The sequence below is a fragment of the Micromonospora sp. NPDC052213 genome (assembly GCF_040679695.1).
In the GTDB taxonomy this organism is placed as follows: domain Bacteria; phylum Actinomycetota; class Actinomycetes; order Mycobacteriales; family Micromonosporaceae; genus Micromonospora.
Genome location: NZ_JBFAVI010000160.1, coordinates 1 through 16,173, shown reverse-complemented (window position 1 = coordinate 16,173; position 16,173 = coordinate 1). Strand labels below are relative to the sequence as shown.

Genomic DNA, 16,173 nt, shown 5'->3' with positions numbered 1-16,173 from the left:
TCCGGTCGCGGCCCCGGGGTCGGCGGCGGCCGCCACCGCGACGGTCGCCGACCTCGCCTCATCGGCACGACCCGGCGGGGGTGAGCCGTGATAGTCGCGAGTCTCCTGCTCATCCTCGTCGCGGTGGTGCTGCTGGTGGCCGGCCTGGCCGGTGGCTCCAGCGTCCTTCTCGTCGTTTCCATCGCGGCCAGCCTGCTGGCCGCCGTCGCGCTGGTCGTGGGCGCCCGCCAGGCGGCCGGCGACCGACTGGCGGCGGAGCGGCCGTCGCGCACTGAGCGGCCGTCGCGCACGGCGACCCGGCCGGCCGGTCCGGCCTTCGCGTACGGGCCGCCCGTGGAGGCGGAGATCCCCGTCCAGCACGTCCCACCGACGGTCGACGCCGGCGGCACCGGGTGGCGGCAACCGCCCGAGCCACCGGCGGCCGACGTCGGCTCCCGGGGCGCCGTGCCCGGCACGGTCGGGGCGTACGACGACGAGCCGGCGGCGCAGGACGTCACGCCGGCCGACGCCGCGCGGGTGGCCCGCCTCGACGCCGAGGTGCGGGTGGTCGACGGGCGCCCGCGCTACCACCTCGCCGGGTGCGCCCACCTCGTGGGCCGCGAGCACGAGTCGCTGCCGGTCGGCGAGGCCGTCGAGCTCGGCTTCACCCCGTGCGCCGACTGCGCGCCGGACACCGCCCTGCTCGCCGACGCCGGCCGGCTCTGAGCGGCCCGGCTCCGATGGACGACACGCTGACCGTGGCGGTCCGGGTGAAGCCCGGCTCCGCCCGCGCCCGCGTCGGCGGCCGCTTCGACGGCCCGCACGGGCCCGCGCTGGTGGTCGCCGTCAACGCGCCGGCTGTGGACGGCCGGGCCACCGAGGCGGCCCGGCGGGCCCTGGCCGGGGCGCTGGGCGTCCGGCCGGCTGCGGTGTCCCTGCGGGCGGGCGCGGCCAGCCGCGACAAGCTCTTCCTGGTCGAGGGTCCCGCACCGGAGCTGACCGAGGCGCTGCGCCGGCTGCGCGACGGGGCCGCCGGGTGACGTACGCCCGGGTCGGGCACCCGTGACGCCGGGGCTGGATCTCGCGCTGCTGGTCGGCGCGGCGGTGCTGCTGGTGGCGGTCGGGGCGGTGCGGCTGTCCACCCGGCTCGGGGTGCCGAGCCTCCTGGTCTACCTGGCCCTCGGCGTCGCCATCGGCGAGGCCGGGCTGGGCATCCGCTTCGACGACGCCGAGCTGACCCGGACCCTCGGCTTCTGCGCGCTCATCGTGATCATCGCCGAGGGCGGGCTGACCGCGCGGTGGAGCACGCTGCGCCCGGTGCTCGGGCTCGCCGCCCTGCTCTCCACCGTCGGCGTGGTGGTGAGCATCCTGGTCGTCGGCCTCGCCGTGCACCTGCTGCTCGGGCTGGACTGGCGGTTGGCGCTGCTCTACGGGGCGGTGCTCTCCTCCACCGACGCGGCCGCGGTCTTCGCCACGCTGCGCCGGCTGCGCCTGCCGCCCCGCCTGGTGGCGACCCTCGAGGCCGAGTCGGGGATGAACGACGCCCCGGTCGTGCTGCTGGTGGTGCTGCTGTCCCGGGAGGGGATCACCCACCCGTGGTGGTACGAGACCGCCCTGGTGAGCTACGAGCTGGGCGTCGGCGCGGCCGTCGGTTTCGCGGCCGGCGTCGGCGGGCGGTGGGCGCTGCGGCACGCCGCCCTGCCGTCGGCGGGGCTCTACCCGATCGCGGCGGTCGGGCTGACCGTGTTCGCCTACGCCGCCGGCGCGGTGCTGCACGCCTCGGGCTTTCTGGCCGTCTACGTGGCGGGGGTGATCCTCGGCAACGCCCGGCTGCCGCACCGGCAGGCCATCCTCGGTTTCGCCGACGGGCTTGCCTGGCTGGCGCAGATCGGGCTGTTCGTGCTGCTCGGGTTGCTCGTCACGCCGAGCCGGCTGGGCTCGGCGGTGCTGCCGGCGGTGGTCGCCGGGCTGGCGCTGGTGCTGCTCGCCCGGCCGCTGTCGGTGGCGGCGTCCGCGCTGCCGTTCCGGTTCGGCCTGCGCGAGCAGGCGTTCCTGTCCTGGGCGGGGCTGCGCGGCGCGGTGCCGATCGTGCTCGCCACCATTCCGCTGTCGGAGCGGGTGCCCGGCGCCGACCGGCTCTTCGACTCGGTCTTCGTGCTGGTGGTGATCTTCACGCTGCTGCAGACCGGCACCCTCGCCCCGGTGGCCCGGCGGCTGCGGGTGACCGCCCTGGCCGAGGCGGCGGAGATCCGGGTGGAGACGGCCCCGCTGGAACGGATGCGCGCCGACCTGCTCCAGGTGGAGGTGCCGCCCGGTTCCCGGCTGGCCGGGGTGCACGTCGACGAGCTGCGGCTGCCGCTGGGCGCCTCGGTGACGCTGGTGCTGCGGGACGGGGCGGGCGTCGTGCCCGGCCCGGACTTCCGGCTGAAGACCGGCGACAGCCTGCTGATCGTGGCGACCGCCGGGGTGCGCGACGAGGCGGAGCGCCGGCTGCGGGCGGTCAGCCGGCGGGGCCGGCTGGCCCGCTGGTTTGGCGAGTACGGCGAGGATCGCGACGGTTGATCTGCTAGCGTTCCTTTTGCCCCGATACGGTGCGACTCGGGGCCGAGCGGCGGTGCGTCGGAGCGGCACGTTGTCGGACGCCTGTACGTTCCGTATTCTTGCGAATCTCCGGAGTGCGCGGCCACGTCGCCGCGCGCCCCTTTTGTACTGGGGGGCGCCGATGTCGGCGGCCCCTGTCCAGGCGCCGCGGTCCGCCGCGGTTCCGCGGCCGAGGGAGCGACGATGGCGAAGCCAGCCGAGACCAGGACCGCCGGCCGCAAGCCGGTGGCGAAGGCCACCCGCAGCGCGGCGGAGACCGAGAAGATCCGGGCGGCCCTGGCGGCGCGGCGTGACGAGTTGCGTGCCGAGTACGATCAGACGCTGAGCGAGATCACCGAGCTGCAGCGCGACCGGCTGACCGACTCGGCCGGGGACGACCAGGCCGACACCGGGACGAAGACGTTCGAACGCGAGCAGGAGATCTCACTCGCCAACAGCATCCTGGAACGGATCACGCAGGTCGAGCGCGCGTTGGAGCGGCTCGACGAGGGTGGCTACGGCTGGTGCGAGCGGTGCGGCAACCCGATCCCGGTGGAGCGGCTCGCCGCGTTCCCGTCGGCCACCCTCTGCGTGACGTGCAAGCAGCTGGAGGAGCGGCGCTGAGGCCCGCTCCCCGGCGGCCATGGGAGGCGGCGCGCGAGCGCCGCCGCGAGCGTCGATGGGGAGCAGATGTCCGAAGCACCGCCCGCCGGGTCCGGCAGCGCTGAGCCGGGAGGCGGCACGCCCCGCCGCCGGGCCGTCACCATCCTGCTCGGCGTCGCGCTGACCGCCCTCGTGGCCGACCAGGTCACCAAGCACCTCGCCCTGCTCACGCTGTCCGACCGCGAGCCGGTCAAGCTGCTCGGCGGCGCGGTCTACCTCACCCTGACCCGCAACAGCGGCGCGGCCTGGAGCATCGGCTCGGACCACACCTGGGTCTTCCCGCTGATCACCCTCGGCGTGGTCGGCTGGATCCTCTGGATGGCCCTGCGGCTGCGCTCGCTGCCCTGGGCGATCTCGCTCGGCCTGGTGCTCGGCGGGGCGCTGGGCAACCTCACCGACCGGATCTTCCGCGCCCCGGGCTGGTTCGTCGGGCACGTGGTCGACATGGTCAGCCTCTTCGACCCGTACGGCCGGGTCTGGCCGGTGTTCAACCTGGCCGACAGCGCCCTGGTCTGCGGCGTGGTGCTCGCCGTCGTGCTGGAGTTGACCGGCCGCCAGCGCGACGGCAGCCGGATCGGCAAGGACGGGGCCACCGAGGCGACGGCGCCGGCCGACGCGGGGCAGCGGGAGCGGGCATGACCTCCGCCTTCGCCGCCGGCGGCGACCACCGCTCCCTGCCCCTGCCCGACGGTCTCGACGGCACCCGGCTCGACCAGGCGGTGTCGCGGCTCTTCGGGCTCTCCCGCACCGCCGCCGCGGCCCTGGTCGACGCCGGCGACGCGCTGGTCGACGGGGTGGTCCGGGCCAACTCGTACAAGGTCAGAGCCGGCTCCTGGCTGGAGGTGACCCTGCCCGCCCCGGCCGCCCCGCCCACCGTGGTGCCGCAGGCGGTCCCCGGGCTGCGGGTCGTGCACGCCGACGACGACATCGTGGTGGTGGACAAGCCGGTCGGCGTCGCCGCGCACCCGAGCCCCGGCTGGACCGGCCCCACCGTGATCGGCGCGCTGGCCGCGATCGGGCACCGCATCTCCACCAGCGGCGCCGCCGAGCGGCAGGGCGTGGTGCATCGGCTCGACGTGGGCACCACCGGGATCATGGTGGTGGCCAAGAGCGAGCAGGCGTACACCGCGCTGAAGCGGGCGTTCAAGTACCGCGAGGTCGAGAAGCGCTACCACGCCGTGGTGCAGGGGCACCTCGACCCGCTGCGGGGCACCATCGACGCCCCGATCGACCGGCACCCCACCCACGACTACCGCTGGGCGGTGGTCTCCGGCGGCAAGCCGAGCATCACCCACTACGACACGGTGGAGGCGTTCCCGGCGGCGAGCCTGGTCGACGTCCGGCTGGAGACCGGCCGCACCCACCAGATCCGGGTGCACTTCTCCACCCTGCGGCACCCGTGCGTGGGCGACCTCACCTACGGGGCGGACCCCACCCTCTCCGCCCGGCTGGGCCTGGCCCGACAGTGGCTGCACGCCCGCTCGTTGAGCTTCCTGCACCCCCGTACGGGGGACGAGGTGCGCTTCGACAGCGACTACCCTGACGACCTGGGCCGGGCGCTCGAGATCCTCCGCGACTGAGCGTCGCCCCACCGCCAGACGATCCGACGAGGGGACGCACCCGTGCGCGCCGGCGACCCGCTGCGGCGATGGGACCAGCCACCGCTGTCCCGGCTGGCCGACGCCGTGACCCGGCCCGGCGACGGTCCGGCCCGGCCGCGGGTGCTCACCACGGTCGCGCTGCTCTCCTGCGCCGCCGTGCTGCTCACCGCCGTGTGGGCCGGCGACGACCGCCCGACCGGTGACCGCACCGTCGGCGAGGTGACCCGGGTCGGGGTGGCCCACGGCGGCTCGATCCCCGGCTACCTCCGTGCCGCCGCCGCCGACCTGGCCGCGCTGCCGCCCGCCGCCCCGGCGGCCGGCGACGGGACGTACGCCCTGGTCTCCCTCTCGTCCTACCTGACCCCGCAGGGGGCGGCGGCGATCCTCGGCGACGTGCCGGTCGCCGCCGTCCTCGGGCGGGTGCCGCTCGCCGACCGGCAGACCGAGATCGTCCGCATCCCCGCGCAGCGGGTGCCCGCCGACGTGGTCGCCGGGATGGCCGAGGTCGCCGCCCGCAAGGAGCGGGAGGCCGCCGACTACCGCGCCCGGTCCGCCGCGCTGACCGGCGGCGGGCAGGCCGAGCGCGAGCTGCGGCAGGTGTACGACAGCGGCGCCGAGGTGTCGGCGGCGGAGGCGGCCGCGTACCGCTCCGGCTGTGCCTGCCTCTACGCCGCGGTGGTCCGCGCCGAGCCGGTGGCCCTGCGCCGCCTGGCCGCCCGGCCCGGGGTGCGGGCGGTCGACCCGGCGCCCGAGGTCACCCGGCTCGACCGGACCGTCTTCACGCCGCCGCTGCCCGAGCAGCGGGAGGTCGCGCGCCCGCCGGCCGACGCCGGCCTCGCGGGAGCGGCCACGGGGGAAGGCGACCGGGGCACGCCCGCGACCCCGCCGGTGGGCGAAACGTCGGAACCCGCACCCGAGGTGACGGATTCGTCACCGGTCCGGACCGGCCCGGCATCCGGCGGAATCCCGCCGCCCACCCCGCCCACCTCGGCAGACGCCGCCGCCGGCGGCACCGGGGCGCCGGCGGGGTAACGGTGGACAGGACCGAAGGTGCGCGGACGGGTGTGGTCCGAATAGGGTTTCGTTCGTAGCCTGTCAGGCGGACGTCGATGGTGCTGGGAGGGCGAGCCGTGGAGGGCAGCGAGACCGGCTGGGCACGGCCGGCCGAACCGGCACCGCGGTGGCGGGCGCTGCTCGACCGGGCCCGGCACGGCGGCCGACCGGCCGAGCAGACCGAGACCGACCCGCGCGAGGTGCCGCCGGCCCCGCCCGAGCCGCTGCCCCGCCGGTCGTCGGGGAACGGCTACGCCGCGCGGGTGCCGGCCATCGGGCGGGCCCCCGAGCCGCCGCACGGCGCGGAGCCCCGCCCGCCGGGGTACGGCACGGAGTACGGCCGCCCCGCCGACGCCGGATACGGCCAACCCGCCGACGCGGGGTACGGCCGCTCGGGAGACGCCGGGTACGGCCGCCCCGCCGACGCCGGGTACGGCCGCTCGGGAGACGCCGGGTACGGCCGCTCGGCCGACGCGGGTTACCGGGCCGAGGCCACCTACCGGGTCGAGCCGGCCTACCGGGTGGACCCGGCCGAGCCGGCCTACCGGGTGGACCCGGCCGAGCCCGCCTACCGGGTGGACCCGGGCTACCCGGCCGAGCCGGACCACCGCGAGCCGCCGACCCACCGGCCCGAGCCCTCCCACGTGCCGACGCAGCGGCGCGGGCACGAGCCGGTCGAGTCGCGCTACGCGCTGCTGGACAACGGCTACCGGCACGAACCGCCCCCGGCCGAGTCCCGGTACGCCCCCCTGCTCGACGGCGGCTACCGCCCCGAACCCGCCTACCAGCAGCCGCCCCCGGCGGCGCCCGCCCCGCCCCCGGTCGCCGAGCGGGGCTACCCGGCCCACGTCGAGTGGCGCCCGCGCGGGGCGGAGAGCGAGCTGGAGCGCGCCGCCGGGGTGCTCCGCCGCGACCTGGGCACCCCGCGGGTGCTCGCGTTCGCCAACCCCAAGGGCGGCGTGCACAAGACCACCGCCACCGTGCTGGCCGCGGCGACCGTCGGCAGCGTACGCGGGCGGGGCGTGCTGGCCTGGGACGACAACGAGCTGCGCGGCACCCTCGGGCTGCGCGCCGGCAGCGCCCGGCACGCCCGCACCATCCGGCACCTGGTCGGCGACCTCGCGCACATCGAGATCAAGGAGGGCGCGGAGCTGCTGGAGCACCTCGACGACTATCTGCGGCACGCCTCCGACGGCTCGTACGACGTGCTGGCCGGCGAGGAGAGCCCCCGGTTCGCCCAGCGGCTCGACCAGTTCACCGTCCGGCGGGTGCTGGAGCTGCTGCGGCGCACCCACGACGTGATCTGCGTGGACACCGGCAACAACGTGGAGAGCGCCAACTGGCGTACCGTCATGCAGGCGGCCGACCAGCTCGTGGTGACCACGGTGCCGCGGGAGGACGCCGCGTTCAGCGCCGACTGGATGCTGGACCTGCTGCACGAGGTGGGCATGGGCGAGCTGGCCGACAACGCGGTCACCCTGATCTCCTGCCCCACGCCGGGCCGCTCCCCGCTGCAGGACGACCTGGAGCGCCACTTCGCCACCCGCACCCGCGCCGTCGCCGTGGTGCCGTACGACCCGGCGCTGGAGACGGGCTCCTCGATCGAGTACCAGCAGCTCCAGCAGGAGACCCGGCAGGCGTGGCTGAAGGCCGCCGCGGTGATGCTGGAACCGTTCGCCCGGTGAGCGGGTGTGCCGCCACCGGCCACCCGCGCCGCAGCCCGGCCTGAGAGGATCACGGGGTGAGCGCGGACACCCCCGAACCCGACCGGCCCGGCCGCCGACCCGACGAGCCGGCCGCCCCGGCAACGGCAGCCCCGGCGGAGCCCGCCGCCCCGGCCGAGCCCGCCCCCGCCGGCCCGTACGCCGCCCGCGAGGTCGACCAGCAGGTCGCGCGGGAGGCCGGCCCGGACGTCGCGTGGGAGGCCGGCCCGTACGCCCCGCCGCCAGCGGGCGCCGCGAGCCCGTACGACGGCCCCGGCGCGTTCCCCTACGGCGGCCCGGGCGCCGCCTACGGAGTCGGCCGACCGGTCCCGCCCGCCGAGCCCGAGCTGCCGCGTCGCCGGGCGGTGCGGCTCGCGGCGGGCGCGGGGCTCGCGCTGACCGTCCTGGGGGTGCCGCTCGGGCTGCTCTGGGCCGCGCTCGCCCCGGACACCCCGGTGCTCAAGGTCCCCGACGGCGCGATCTACGCCGAGCCGCAGCCGGAGCAGCCGGTCGCCGCAGACGGCTGGTTCAGCCTGCTCGGGCTGGGCTTCGGGGTGCTCGCCGCGCTCGCGCTGTGGTTCGTGCTGCGCCGCGTGCGGGGGCCCGTCGGTCTGCTCGCCACCGTGCTCGGCGCGTTCGGCGCGGCGCTGGTCGCCTGGCAGGTGGGCCGGCGGATCGGACTGGCCGGCTACCAGCGGCTGCTGGCGACCGCCCCGGACGGCCAGGCCTTCAGCAAGCCCGCGGACCTGCGGGCCGGCGGGATCGACCTGATCTTCGGCGTGCTGCCGGTGCCGCACGGCAACCTGCTGCTGCCCGCCTTCGGCGCGGCCGTGGCGTACACCCTGCTGGCGGGCTGGTCCCGCTGGCCGTCGCTGCGCCCGGAGCCCGAGCCCGTCGCCTCCGGGGTCAGTTGGGAGTCGGCGGGGACGCCAGCTCCGCCAGCGGCACCGGAACCGCCCGCACCTGGCGCAGCAGCGCCGCCTCACGGTTGAGCAGCCGCAGCTCGGCGCGGAGCCGGGCGGCGGTGTCGTCGATGGCGAGCAGCCGCTGGCGGTCGGCCACCGTCAGCGCCGCCGTCGCGGCGACCAGGTGGGAGAGCACCGTCGGGTTCTCCGGCAACTGCTCGGACAGCTCCTCCGGGTCGGCCCGGATCAGCCCCAGGTACTGCCGGAAGACCGAGATCACCCGGGCGGCGAGCAGGTCGGCGACCTCGTCCGGCCCGTCCGGCTCCGGCAGCCACTCCACCTCCGCGGTGAGGTAGGGCGCGGCCTCGCGGTCGACGTCGGTGACGCGGAACCTGCGCCGGCCCACCGTGACGATGTCGAAGCCCCCGTCGGGGCGCTCGGTGACCTGCCGCAGCTCGGCCGTGCAGCCCACCTCGTGCAGGGTGACGTCGCCGCCGCCGGGCACCGGCCGGCCGTCGGGGGCGGTGGGGGCGACCTCCCAGCCGGCCTGGATGGCCACCACGCCGAACTCGCGTGGGGCGCCCTCGGGGAGCCCGACCAGGTGCCGGACCAGGGCGCGGTAACGCTCCTCGAATATGTGCAGCGGCAGCACCAGGCCGGGGAAGAGGACCGTCCCGAGCGGAAATACCGGCAGCCGCGCAGTCACGCGTCGAGGGTAGCCCGATCCCGGCGCGGCGGCGTGTCCCGGCTCACCGTCCCGGCCTACGGGCGGCAGCGGTCGGCGTCCGGGCCGGCCGCCTAGACTCGCAAGGGTGTTGAACCGGATCGACCTGCGCGGCGGCGTCCGCGACCCGCGCCGCCTGCTGCCCCGTGCCCAGCTCGACGTCTCCGTGGCCGTCGAGAGGATCCGCCCGCTCGTGGAGGCGGTCCGGGAGCATGGTTACCCGGCGATCCGGGAGGCCAGCGAGCGGTTCGACGGGGTCTCGCCCGAGGTGCTGCGGGTGCCCGGCGAGGCGATCTCCGAGGCGGAGGGGACCCTCGACCCCGGGGTGCGCGCCGCGCTCCTCGAGTCGATCACGCGGGCCCGCAAGGTGCACGCCGACCAGCGGCGCACCGACCACACCACCCAGGTGGTGCCGGGCGGCACGGTGACCGAGCGCTGGGTGCCGGTCGACCGGGTCGGCCTCTACGTCCCGGGCGGCCTGGCGATGTACCCGTCGACCGTGGTGATGAACGTGGTGCCGGCCCAGGCGGCCGGGGTCCGCTCCCTGGTGGTGGTCAGCCCGCCGCAGAAGGACAACGGCGGCCTGCCCGATCCCCGGGTGCTCGCCGCGTGCGCCCTGCTCGGCGTCGACGAGGTCTACGCCGTCGGCGGCGCCCAGGCCGTCGCGATGCTCGCGTACGGGGCGGCCGTCGACGCCGGGGGCAACGCGCACTGCGACCCCGTCGACATGATCACCGGCCCGGGCAACATCTGGGTGACCGCCGCCAAGCGGCTGCTGCGCGGCGTCGTCGGCATCGACGCCGAGGCCGGCCCGACCGAGATCGCCATCCTGGCCGACGACACCGCCGACCCGGCGCACGTCGCGGCCGACCTGATCAGCCAGGCCGAGCACGACCCCCTCGCCGCCAGCGTGCTGGTCACCCCGTCGGTCGCGCTGGTCGACGCGGTCGAGCGGGAGCTGGCCCGGCAGGTGCCGGCCACCAAGCACGCCGAGCGGGTCACCACCGCGCTGACCGGCGAGCAGAGCGGCGTCGTCCTGGTCGACGACCTCGACGCCGGGCTGCGGGTGGTCGACGCCTACGCGGCCGAGCACCTGGAGATCCAGACCCGGGACGCCCGCGAGTGGGCGCTGCGCGTGCGCAACGCCGGGGCGATCTTCGTCGGCGCCTGGTCGCCGGTGTCGCTCGGCGACTACTGCGCCGGCTCCAACCACGTGCTGCCCACCGGGGGCTGCGCCCGGCACTCCTCCGGGCTCTCCGTGCAGTCCTTCCTGCGCGGCATCCACCTGGTGGAGTATTCGCAGGAGGCGCTGCGCGAGGTGGCCCCGCACGTGGTCACCCTCGCCGGAGTGGAGGACCTGCCCGCGCACGGGCAGGCGGTCAGCGTGCGCTTCCCGGGGACGGCGTCGTGAGCGGGCTCGACGACCTGCCGATCCGGGACGACCTGCGCGGGCTCACGCCGTACGGGGCGCCGCAGCTCGACGTCGCGGTGCGGCTGAACACCAACGAGAACTCCTACCCGGTGCCCGAGCCGGTGGTGGACGCCATCGGCAAGGCCCTCGCGGCGGAGCTGCGCGACCTCAACCGCTACCCGGACCGCGACGCCGTGGCGCTGCGCGCCGACCTCGCCGGCTACCTGGGCCACGGGCTCACCGTCGAGCAGGTGTGGGCGGCCAACGGCTCCAACGAGATCCAGCAGCAGCTGCTCCAGGCGTTCGGCGGGCCGGGGCGTACCGCGCTCGGCTTCACCCCGGCGTACTCGATGCACCCGCTGCTGGCGCTCGGCACCGGCACGCGGTGGGTGCCGGCCCGGCGCGGCGTCGACTTCGGGCTGACCGCCGACGAGGCGGTCGCCCAGGTCCGCGCGCACGCCCCGGACGTGGTCTTCCTCTGCTCGCCGAACAACCCGACCGGCACGGCGCTCGACCCGGCCGTGGTCGCCGCCGTGCTGGACGTCGCGCCCGGCATGGTGGTCGTCGACGAGGCGTACGCCGAGTTCGCCCGCCCCGGCACGGTCAGCGCGCTGGCGGTGCTGCCCGGGCACCCGCGGCTGGTGGTGACCCGGACGATGAGCAAGGCGTTCGGGTTCGCCGGCGGCCGGCTGGGCTACCTGGCCGCCGACCCGGCGGTGGTGGCGGCGGTGCAGCTGGTCCGGCTGCCGTACCACCTCTCGGCGCTGACCCAGGCCGCGGCCCGGGCGGCGCTGGCGCACCGCGACGCCCTGCTCGGCACGGTGGCCGCGATCATGCGGCAGCGCGACCGGATCGTGGCGGAGCTGCGGGGCCGGGGGCTGCGGGTCGCGGACAGTGACGCCAACTTCGTGCTGTTCGAGGTCGGGGGCGACCAGGCCGCCGCCTGGCGCACCCTGCTCGACGCCGGCGTGCTGGTCCGCGACGTCGGCCTGCCTGGCTGGCTGCGGGTCACCGCCGGCACCCCCGCCGAGACCGACGCCTTCCTCGCGGCCATGGAGAAGATCTAGTGGGAGTGCGAGGAGTGAGCTTGCGAGCCCCGCAGTCGCGACCGAGAGGCAGACAATGAGCCGGACCGCCCGGGTGGAGCGGATCACCAAGGAGACCAAGGTCCTCGTCGAGATCGGTCTCGACGGCACCGGCCGCGCCGAGATCGGCACCGGGGTGGGCTTCTACGACCACATGCTGCACCAGATCGCCCGGCACGGCGGCTTCGACCTGACGGTGCGCACCGTCGGCGACCTGGAGATCGACGCCCACCACACGATGGAGGACACCGCGCTCGCCCTGGGCGCCGCGTTCGACCAGGCGCTGGGTGACAAGGCCGGCATCCGGCGGTACGGCTCCGCCACCGTCCCGATGGACGAGGTCCTCGTCCGGGCCGCGGTCGACCTCTCCGGCCGCCCGTACGTGGTGCACGACGAGCCGGCGCTCGCGCCGTACATCGGGCCGGTCTACCCGACCAGCATGACCCGGCACATCTGGGAGTCCTTCGGCCAGGCGGCCCGGATCACCCTGCACGTGGACGTGCTGCGAGCGGCCCGCCCCGGCGGGCACCCGGACGCCCACCACGTGGTGGAGGCGCAGTTCAAGGCCGTCTCGCGCGCGCTCCGCGAGGCCACCGCGATCGACCCGCGCGCCGCGGGCGCGATCCCCAGCACGAAGGGTGCTCTCTGATGGGCGCGAGGAAGGCGGCACGGCGGAGCCCCGCAGCCGCGGACGGAGGGCGGAGCTGATGGGCGGGGTCCTGCCGACGTTGCTGCTGATCCTGGCCGGTGTGCTGGTGGGCGGCACCTGGTCGCTGCACAAGCAGGGCGCGCCGCGCGGCGCGGTGGTCGTGACCGCGCTGCTCGCCGTGCTGGCCACGGCCGGCGGCGTGCTCTGGCTGCTGCCCGGGGACGGCTCGTGAGCCGGCGGCTCGGTGGCGGCATGAGCGAGCGTCAGCGAGCGAGTCGTCAGTGCGGCGCCGTGGTGCCTCGTGCCGCCACCGAGCGAAGCGAGGTGGCGGCATGAGCAACGTGGTGGTGCTCGACTACGGGTCGGGCAACCTGCGTTCGGCGGAGCGGGCCCTGGCCCGCGCCGGCGCGGACGTGACGGTGACCGACGACCTGACCGCCGCCGCCGAGGCGGACGGGCTGGTGGTGCCGGGCGTGGGCGCGTTCGCCGCCTGCATGGCCGGCATCGAGGCGCTCGGCGCCGGGCCGGTGATCGCGGAGCGCGTCGCCGCCGGGCGTCCGGTGCTGGGCATCTGCGTCGGCATGCAGGTGCTCTTCGAGCACGGCGACGAGCACGGCGTGGTGACCAAGGGCCTCGGGCTGCTCCCCGGCGGGGTGACGAGGCTGGCCGCCGACCGCCTGCCGCACATGGGCTGGAACACGGTGTCGGCGCCGGCCGGGTCGGTGCTCTTCGCCGGGCTGCCCGCCGACAGCCGGTTCTACTTCGTGCACTCGTACGCCGTCGGCGACCCGGGGGCGCTGGCTGCCGCCGGCGCCACGGTCACCACCGCCCACCACGAGACCGACTTCGTGGCGGCCGTGGAGCGGGGCGCGCTGTGCGCGGCGCAGTTCCACCCGGAGAAGTCCGCCGACACCGGTGCCGCGCTGCTGGGCAACTGGCTCGCCACGCTCTCCACCGGTGACTGAGCGCCCGTCCGCCTCCGCCCGTCGGCGGGGCACGTCGTGAGCAAGGAGCGGGCCCGTCGCCGGGCGGCCCGGGAGGCCGAGGCGGCCCGGGAACGGGGCGTCCGGGAGCGGCGGGCGGCCCGGCGGGCGCGCCGGCGGGCGCTGGTCCGCCGGATCACGCCCGCGCTGCGGCGGCGGCGTACCGGCCGGCTGCCCCGGCACAGCCGCGGCGAGCGCGCCGCTATCGTGCTGCTGACCCTGGCGGCGATGGTCCTGATCTGGTCGCTCGTGGACGACCTGGCGCTGCGGATCGCGCTGGTCGTGCTGTTGCTGCTCGTACTGCCGGCGATCGTGGTGATCGCCCTGGACCGTCGCACCTGACCCGAGGAGAAGAATCGTGAGCCTCACCCTGTTGCCCGCCGTGGACGTCGCCGACGGCCAGGCCGTCCGGCTCGTGCAGGGCGCCGCCGGCAGCGAGACGACGTACGGCGACCCACTGGAGGCCGCGCTGGCCTGGCAGCGGGACGGTGCCGAGTGGATCCACCTGGTCGATCTCGACGCGGCGTTCGGGCGGGGCTCCAACGCGCACCTGCTGGCCGAGGTGGTGCGCCAGCTCGACGTGAAGGTGGAGCTTTCCGGCGGCATCCGGGACGACGAGTCGTTGCAGGCCGCGCTCGGCACCGGCGCGGCCCGGGTGAACATCGGCACCGCGGCCCTGGAGGACCCGGTCTGGTGCGACCGGATCTGCGGCGAGTACGGCGACCGGGTGGCGATCGGGCTCGACGTGCGGGGCCGTACCCTCTCCGCCCGGGGCTGGACGCGCGACGGCGGCGACCTCTACGAGGTGCTGGAGCGGCTGGACAAGGCCGGCGCGGCGCGGTACGTGGTCACCGACATCACCAAGGACGGCACCATGCGCGGGCCGAACCTGGACCTGCTGCGCGAGGTCTGCGCGCGCACGGACGCCCCGGTGATCGCCTCCGGTGGCGTCTCCACCCTGGACGACCTGCGGGCGCTGGCCACCCTGGAGCCGATCGGCGTGGAGGGCGTGATCGCCGGCAAGGCGCTCTACGCGGGCGCGTTCACCGTCGCGCAGGCGCTGGACACCCTGGCCGCGGCGTGACCGCCACCCGGCTCGGCTCCGGCGGCCCCTGGGAGTCCGTGTACGGCTACTCCCGCGTGGTCCGGGCCGGCGACCTGGCCTAGACCGCCGGGTGCACCTCCACCGTGGACGGCGTGGTCACCCACGTCGGGGACGCCGCGGCGCAGACCGCGCAGGCCCTGCGGATCGCCCTGGACGCGCTCGCCGAGGTCGGCGCGGCGCCCGGCGACGTGGTCCGCACCCGGATGTACGTCACCGACCGCGCGTACGCCGACGAGGTGGGCCGGGCCCACAACGCGGTCTTCGGCGCGGTCCGCCCGGCCGCCACGATGGTGGTGGTCGCCGGCCTGCTGGATCCGGACCACCTCGTGGAGGTGGAGGTGGAGGCGTACCTGGGCGACCGCTGAGCGCGGCCGGGGCATCCCGCTCCGGACGGCCGTGCGCGACCCGCCGTCCGGTCCTCGACCGACCCGGCCCGCCGGTGCCAGACTGAGCCGGTGAACGGGGCGGCCGTCGGTCGGGACACGGTGGTCGACCGCGCCTGGCGGGCTCTGGACGAGGGCCGGTCGGTGCTGGTGGAGGGCCCTGCCGGGATCGGCAAGACGGTCGTGCACCGGGCGCTGCTGGCCGCGGCCGGCCGGGCCGGCTGGCTGGTGCTGTCCTGCGCGCCGACGGAGACGGAGGCGGCGCTGCCGTTCGCGGCGCTCGCCGACCTGCTGGCCCCGCTCGCCGCCCGGGTGCCCGAGCTGCCCGCGCCGCAGCGCGCGGCGCTGGGCGGGGTGCTGCTCGCCGGCGACGAGGTGGCGCAGCCGGTCGACGAGCGGACGGTGGGCGCGGCCACCCGGTCGCTGCTGGACGCCGCCGCCGACCCGGCCGCGCCGCGGCTGCTGCTGGCCGTCGACGACGCCCCCTGGCTCGACCCGCCGAGCGAACGCGCGCTGCGGTTCGCGGTGCGCCGGCTGGTGCCCCGGGTCGCCGTCCTGGTCACCGCCCGGGCCGAACCCGCCGGGACGGATCCGGCCCCGCTCGGGCTCGACCGCGACGCCGCCGGCGCCCGACTCGACCGGGTGGCCCTCGGCCCGCTCGGCGTGGGGGCGCTGCACCACGTGCTGCGCACCGAGACCGGGACGGCGCTGCCCCGGCCCCTGCTGGTGCGGATCGCCGAGGAGGCCGGGGGTAATCCGCTGCTCGCCATCGAGCTGGCCCGGGCGGTCCTGCGGATGCCGCAGCTGCCGGCGCCCGGTGCCGACCTGCCGGCCGCGCCCTCGCTGCGGCAACTCGTCGCCGAGCGGGTGGCCGCCCTGCCGCCGGACACCCGGCACGCGATCCGGCTGGTCGCCCTCTCCGGCCTGCCCACCGTGGCGGGGCTGGCCCGGGCCGGGGTCCCGGCGGCCGCCCTCGACCCGGCCGAGGAGGCCGGCCTGGTCGCGGTGCGCGGGGAGGAGGTCGTGTTCACCCACCCCGTCTACGCGGCCGCCGTCCGCGACGACGTGCCGACGGGGGTGCGCCGCCGGTTGCACCGGCTGCTGGCCGACACCGCGACCGACCCGGACGAGCGGGCCCGGCAGCTGGCCCGGTGCGTCGCCGGCCCCGACCCGGCGGCGGCGGCCGAGATCGCGGCGGCCGCCGCGCGCCAGCGCAGCCGGGGGGCGCCGGAGACGGCGGCCGGGCTGTACGACAGCGCGACCCGGCTCGCCCCGCCGGGGGGGCCCGGGGGGCGGGGGGGGGGGGCGCGCCCCCGCGCCGGCGGCGCCCCCGCCCGCGGGGAAAAAAA

General features: G+C 76.9%; 19 protein-coding genes. 18 read left to right on the top strand and 1 reads right to left on the bottom strand.

Annotation, left to right across the window (positions count from 1 at the left end; all coding sequences use genetic code 11):
• Window positions 1-87 precede the first annotated feature (87 nt).
• From AB0L34_RS27325 to AB0L34_RS27285, 9 genes are all read left to right on the top strand, one after another.
• A complete protein-coding gene (locus AB0L34_RS27325; protein WP_363707794.1) occupies window positions 88-705 on the top strand; it encodes a hypothetical protein in 618 nt (205 codons plus the stop codon).
• A 14-nt stretch (window positions 706-719) separates the two neighbouring features.
• Window positions 720-1,019: a DUF167 domain-containing protein gene (locus tag AB0L34_RS27320; RefSeq protein ID WP_350709352.1), complete on the top strand. Its 300-nt coding sequence runs from the start codon at window positions 720-722 to the stop codon at window positions 1,017-1,019.
• Between the two features lie 22 nt (window positions 1,020-1,041).
• Window positions 1,042-2,541 carry a potassium/proton antiporter gene (locus tag AB0L34_RS27315; protein ID WP_363707792.1) on the top strand — a complete coding sequence of 500 codons (1,500 nt, stop codon included), beginning with the start codon at window positions 1,042-1,044 and terminating at the stop codon, window positions 2,539-2,541.
• Between the two features lie 222 nt (window positions 2,542-2,763).
• The gene (locus tag AB0L34_RS27310; protein WP_088992775.1) at window positions 2,764-3,183 is read left to right on the top strand and encodes a TraR/DksA C4-type zinc finger protein; all 420 of its coding nucleotides are present in this window, start codon (window positions 2,764-2,766) and stop codon (window positions 3,181-3,183) included.
• Between the two features lie 66 nt (window positions 3,184-3,249).
• Window positions 3,250-3,861, top strand: coding sequence for a signal peptidase II (lspA, locus tag AB0L34_RS27305; RefSeq protein WP_363707790.1), 612 nt, complete (start codon window positions 3,250-3,252; stop codon window positions 3,859-3,861).
• The gene (locus AB0L34_RS27300; protein WP_363707788.1) at window positions 3,858-4,802 is read left to right on the top strand and encodes an RluA family pseudouridine synthase; all 945 of its coding nucleotides are present in this window, start codon (window positions 3,858-3,860) and stop codon (window positions 4,800-4,802) included. Before lspA ends, AB0L34_RS27300 begins: the two co-directional genes overlap by 4 nt.
• Window positions 4,803-4,844: 42 nt before the next feature.
• On the top strand, window positions 4,845-5,855 hold the full coding sequence (locus tag AB0L34_RS27295) for a hypothetical protein (RefSeq protein ID WP_363707786.1): 1,011 nt from the start codon (window positions 4,845-4,847) through the stop codon (window positions 5,853-5,855).
• A gap of 77 nt (window positions 5,856-5,932) precedes the next feature.
• The gene (locus tag AB0L34_RS27290; protein ID WP_363707784.1) at window positions 5,933-7,561 is read left to right on the top strand and encodes an AAA family ATPase; all 1,629 of its coding nucleotides are present in this window, start codon (window positions 5,933-5,935) and stop codon (window positions 7,559-7,561) included.
• Between the two features lie 56 nt (window positions 7,562-7,617).
• A complete protein-coding gene (locus AB0L34_RS27285) occupies window positions 7,618-8,571 on the top strand; it encodes a DUF2567 domain-containing protein (RefSeq protein WP_363707782.1) in 954 nt (317 codons plus the stop codon).
• Here the strand turns inward: AB0L34_RS27285 and AB0L34_RS27280 are convergent.
• Complete coding sequence (locus tag AB0L34_RS27280) at window positions 8,486-9,190, bottom strand: LON peptidase substrate-binding domain-containing protein (protein ID WP_357456628.1); 705 nt, start codon at window positions 9,188-9,190, stop codon at window positions 8,486-8,488. The two genes, AB0L34_RS27285 and AB0L34_RS27280, sit on opposite strands and share 86 nt — an antisense overlap.
• 106 nt (window positions 9,191-9,296) lie before the next feature.
• Here AB0L34_RS27280 and hisD point away from each other — a divergent pair, with 106 nt between their 5' ends.
• The 9 genes from hisD to AB0L34_RS27235 all read left to right on the top strand — a co-directional run.
• Entirely contained in the window at window positions 9,297-10,619 is a 1,323-nt protein-coding gene (hisD, locus tag AB0L34_RS27275; RefSeq protein ID WP_363707780.1) for a histidinol dehydrogenase, read from the top strand.
• Entirely contained in the window at window positions 10,616-11,686 is a 1,071-nt protein-coding gene (locus AB0L34_RS27270) for a histidinol-phosphate transaminase (RefSeq protein ID WP_363707779.1), read from the top strand. Before hisD ends, AB0L34_RS27270 begins: the two co-directional genes overlap by 4 nt.
• A 55-nt stretch (window positions 11,687-11,741) precedes the next feature.
• Entirely contained in the window at window positions 11,742-12,353 is a 612-nt protein-coding gene (gene hisB, locus AB0L34_RS27265) for an imidazoleglycerol-phosphate dehydratase HisB (RefSeq protein ID WP_363707777.1), read from the top strand.
• A gap of 58 nt (window positions 12,354-12,411) precedes the next feature.
• Entirely contained in the window at window positions 12,412-12,585 is a 174-nt protein-coding gene (locus tag AB0L34_RS27260) for a hypothetical protein (RefSeq protein ID WP_350709335.1), read from the top strand.
• Between the two features lie 100 nt (window positions 12,586-12,685).
• Entirely contained in the window at window positions 12,686-13,318 is a 633-nt protein-coding gene (gene hisH, locus AB0L34_RS27255; RefSeq protein WP_357456637.1) for an imidazole glycerol phosphate synthase subunit HisH, read from the top strand.
• Window positions 13,319-13,354: 36 nt separating this feature from the next.
• Window positions 13,355-13,678: a hypothetical protein gene (locus AB0L34_RS27250; protein ID WP_357456639.1), complete on the top strand. Its 324-nt coding sequence runs from the start codon at window positions 13,355-13,357 to the stop codon at window positions 13,676-13,678.
• Window positions 13,679-13,694: 16 nt separating this feature from the next.
• Window positions 13,695-14,420, top strand: a complete 726-nt coding sequence (priA, locus tag AB0L34_RS27245; RefSeq protein ID WP_350709329.1) for a bifunctional 1-(5-phosphoribosyl)-5-((5-phosphoribosylamino)methylideneamino)imidazole-4-carboxamide isomerase/phosphoribosylanthranilate isomerase PriA — start codon at window positions 13,695-13,697, stop codon at window positions 14,418-14,420.
• A 113-nt stretch (window positions 14,421-14,533) separates the two neighbouring features.
• Window positions 14,534-14,806 carry a Rid family hydrolase gene (locus AB0L34_RS27240; protein WP_363707774.1) on the top strand — a complete coding sequence of 91 codons (273 nt, stop codon included), beginning with the start codon at window positions 14,534-14,536 and terminating at the stop codon, window positions 14,804-14,806.
• 90 nt (window positions 14,807-14,896) lie between these two features.
• Window positions 14,897-16,173: AAA family ATPase (locus tag AB0L34_RS27235; protein ID WP_363707772.1), on the top strand; the 1,277-nt coding region annotated here is incomplete at its 3' end.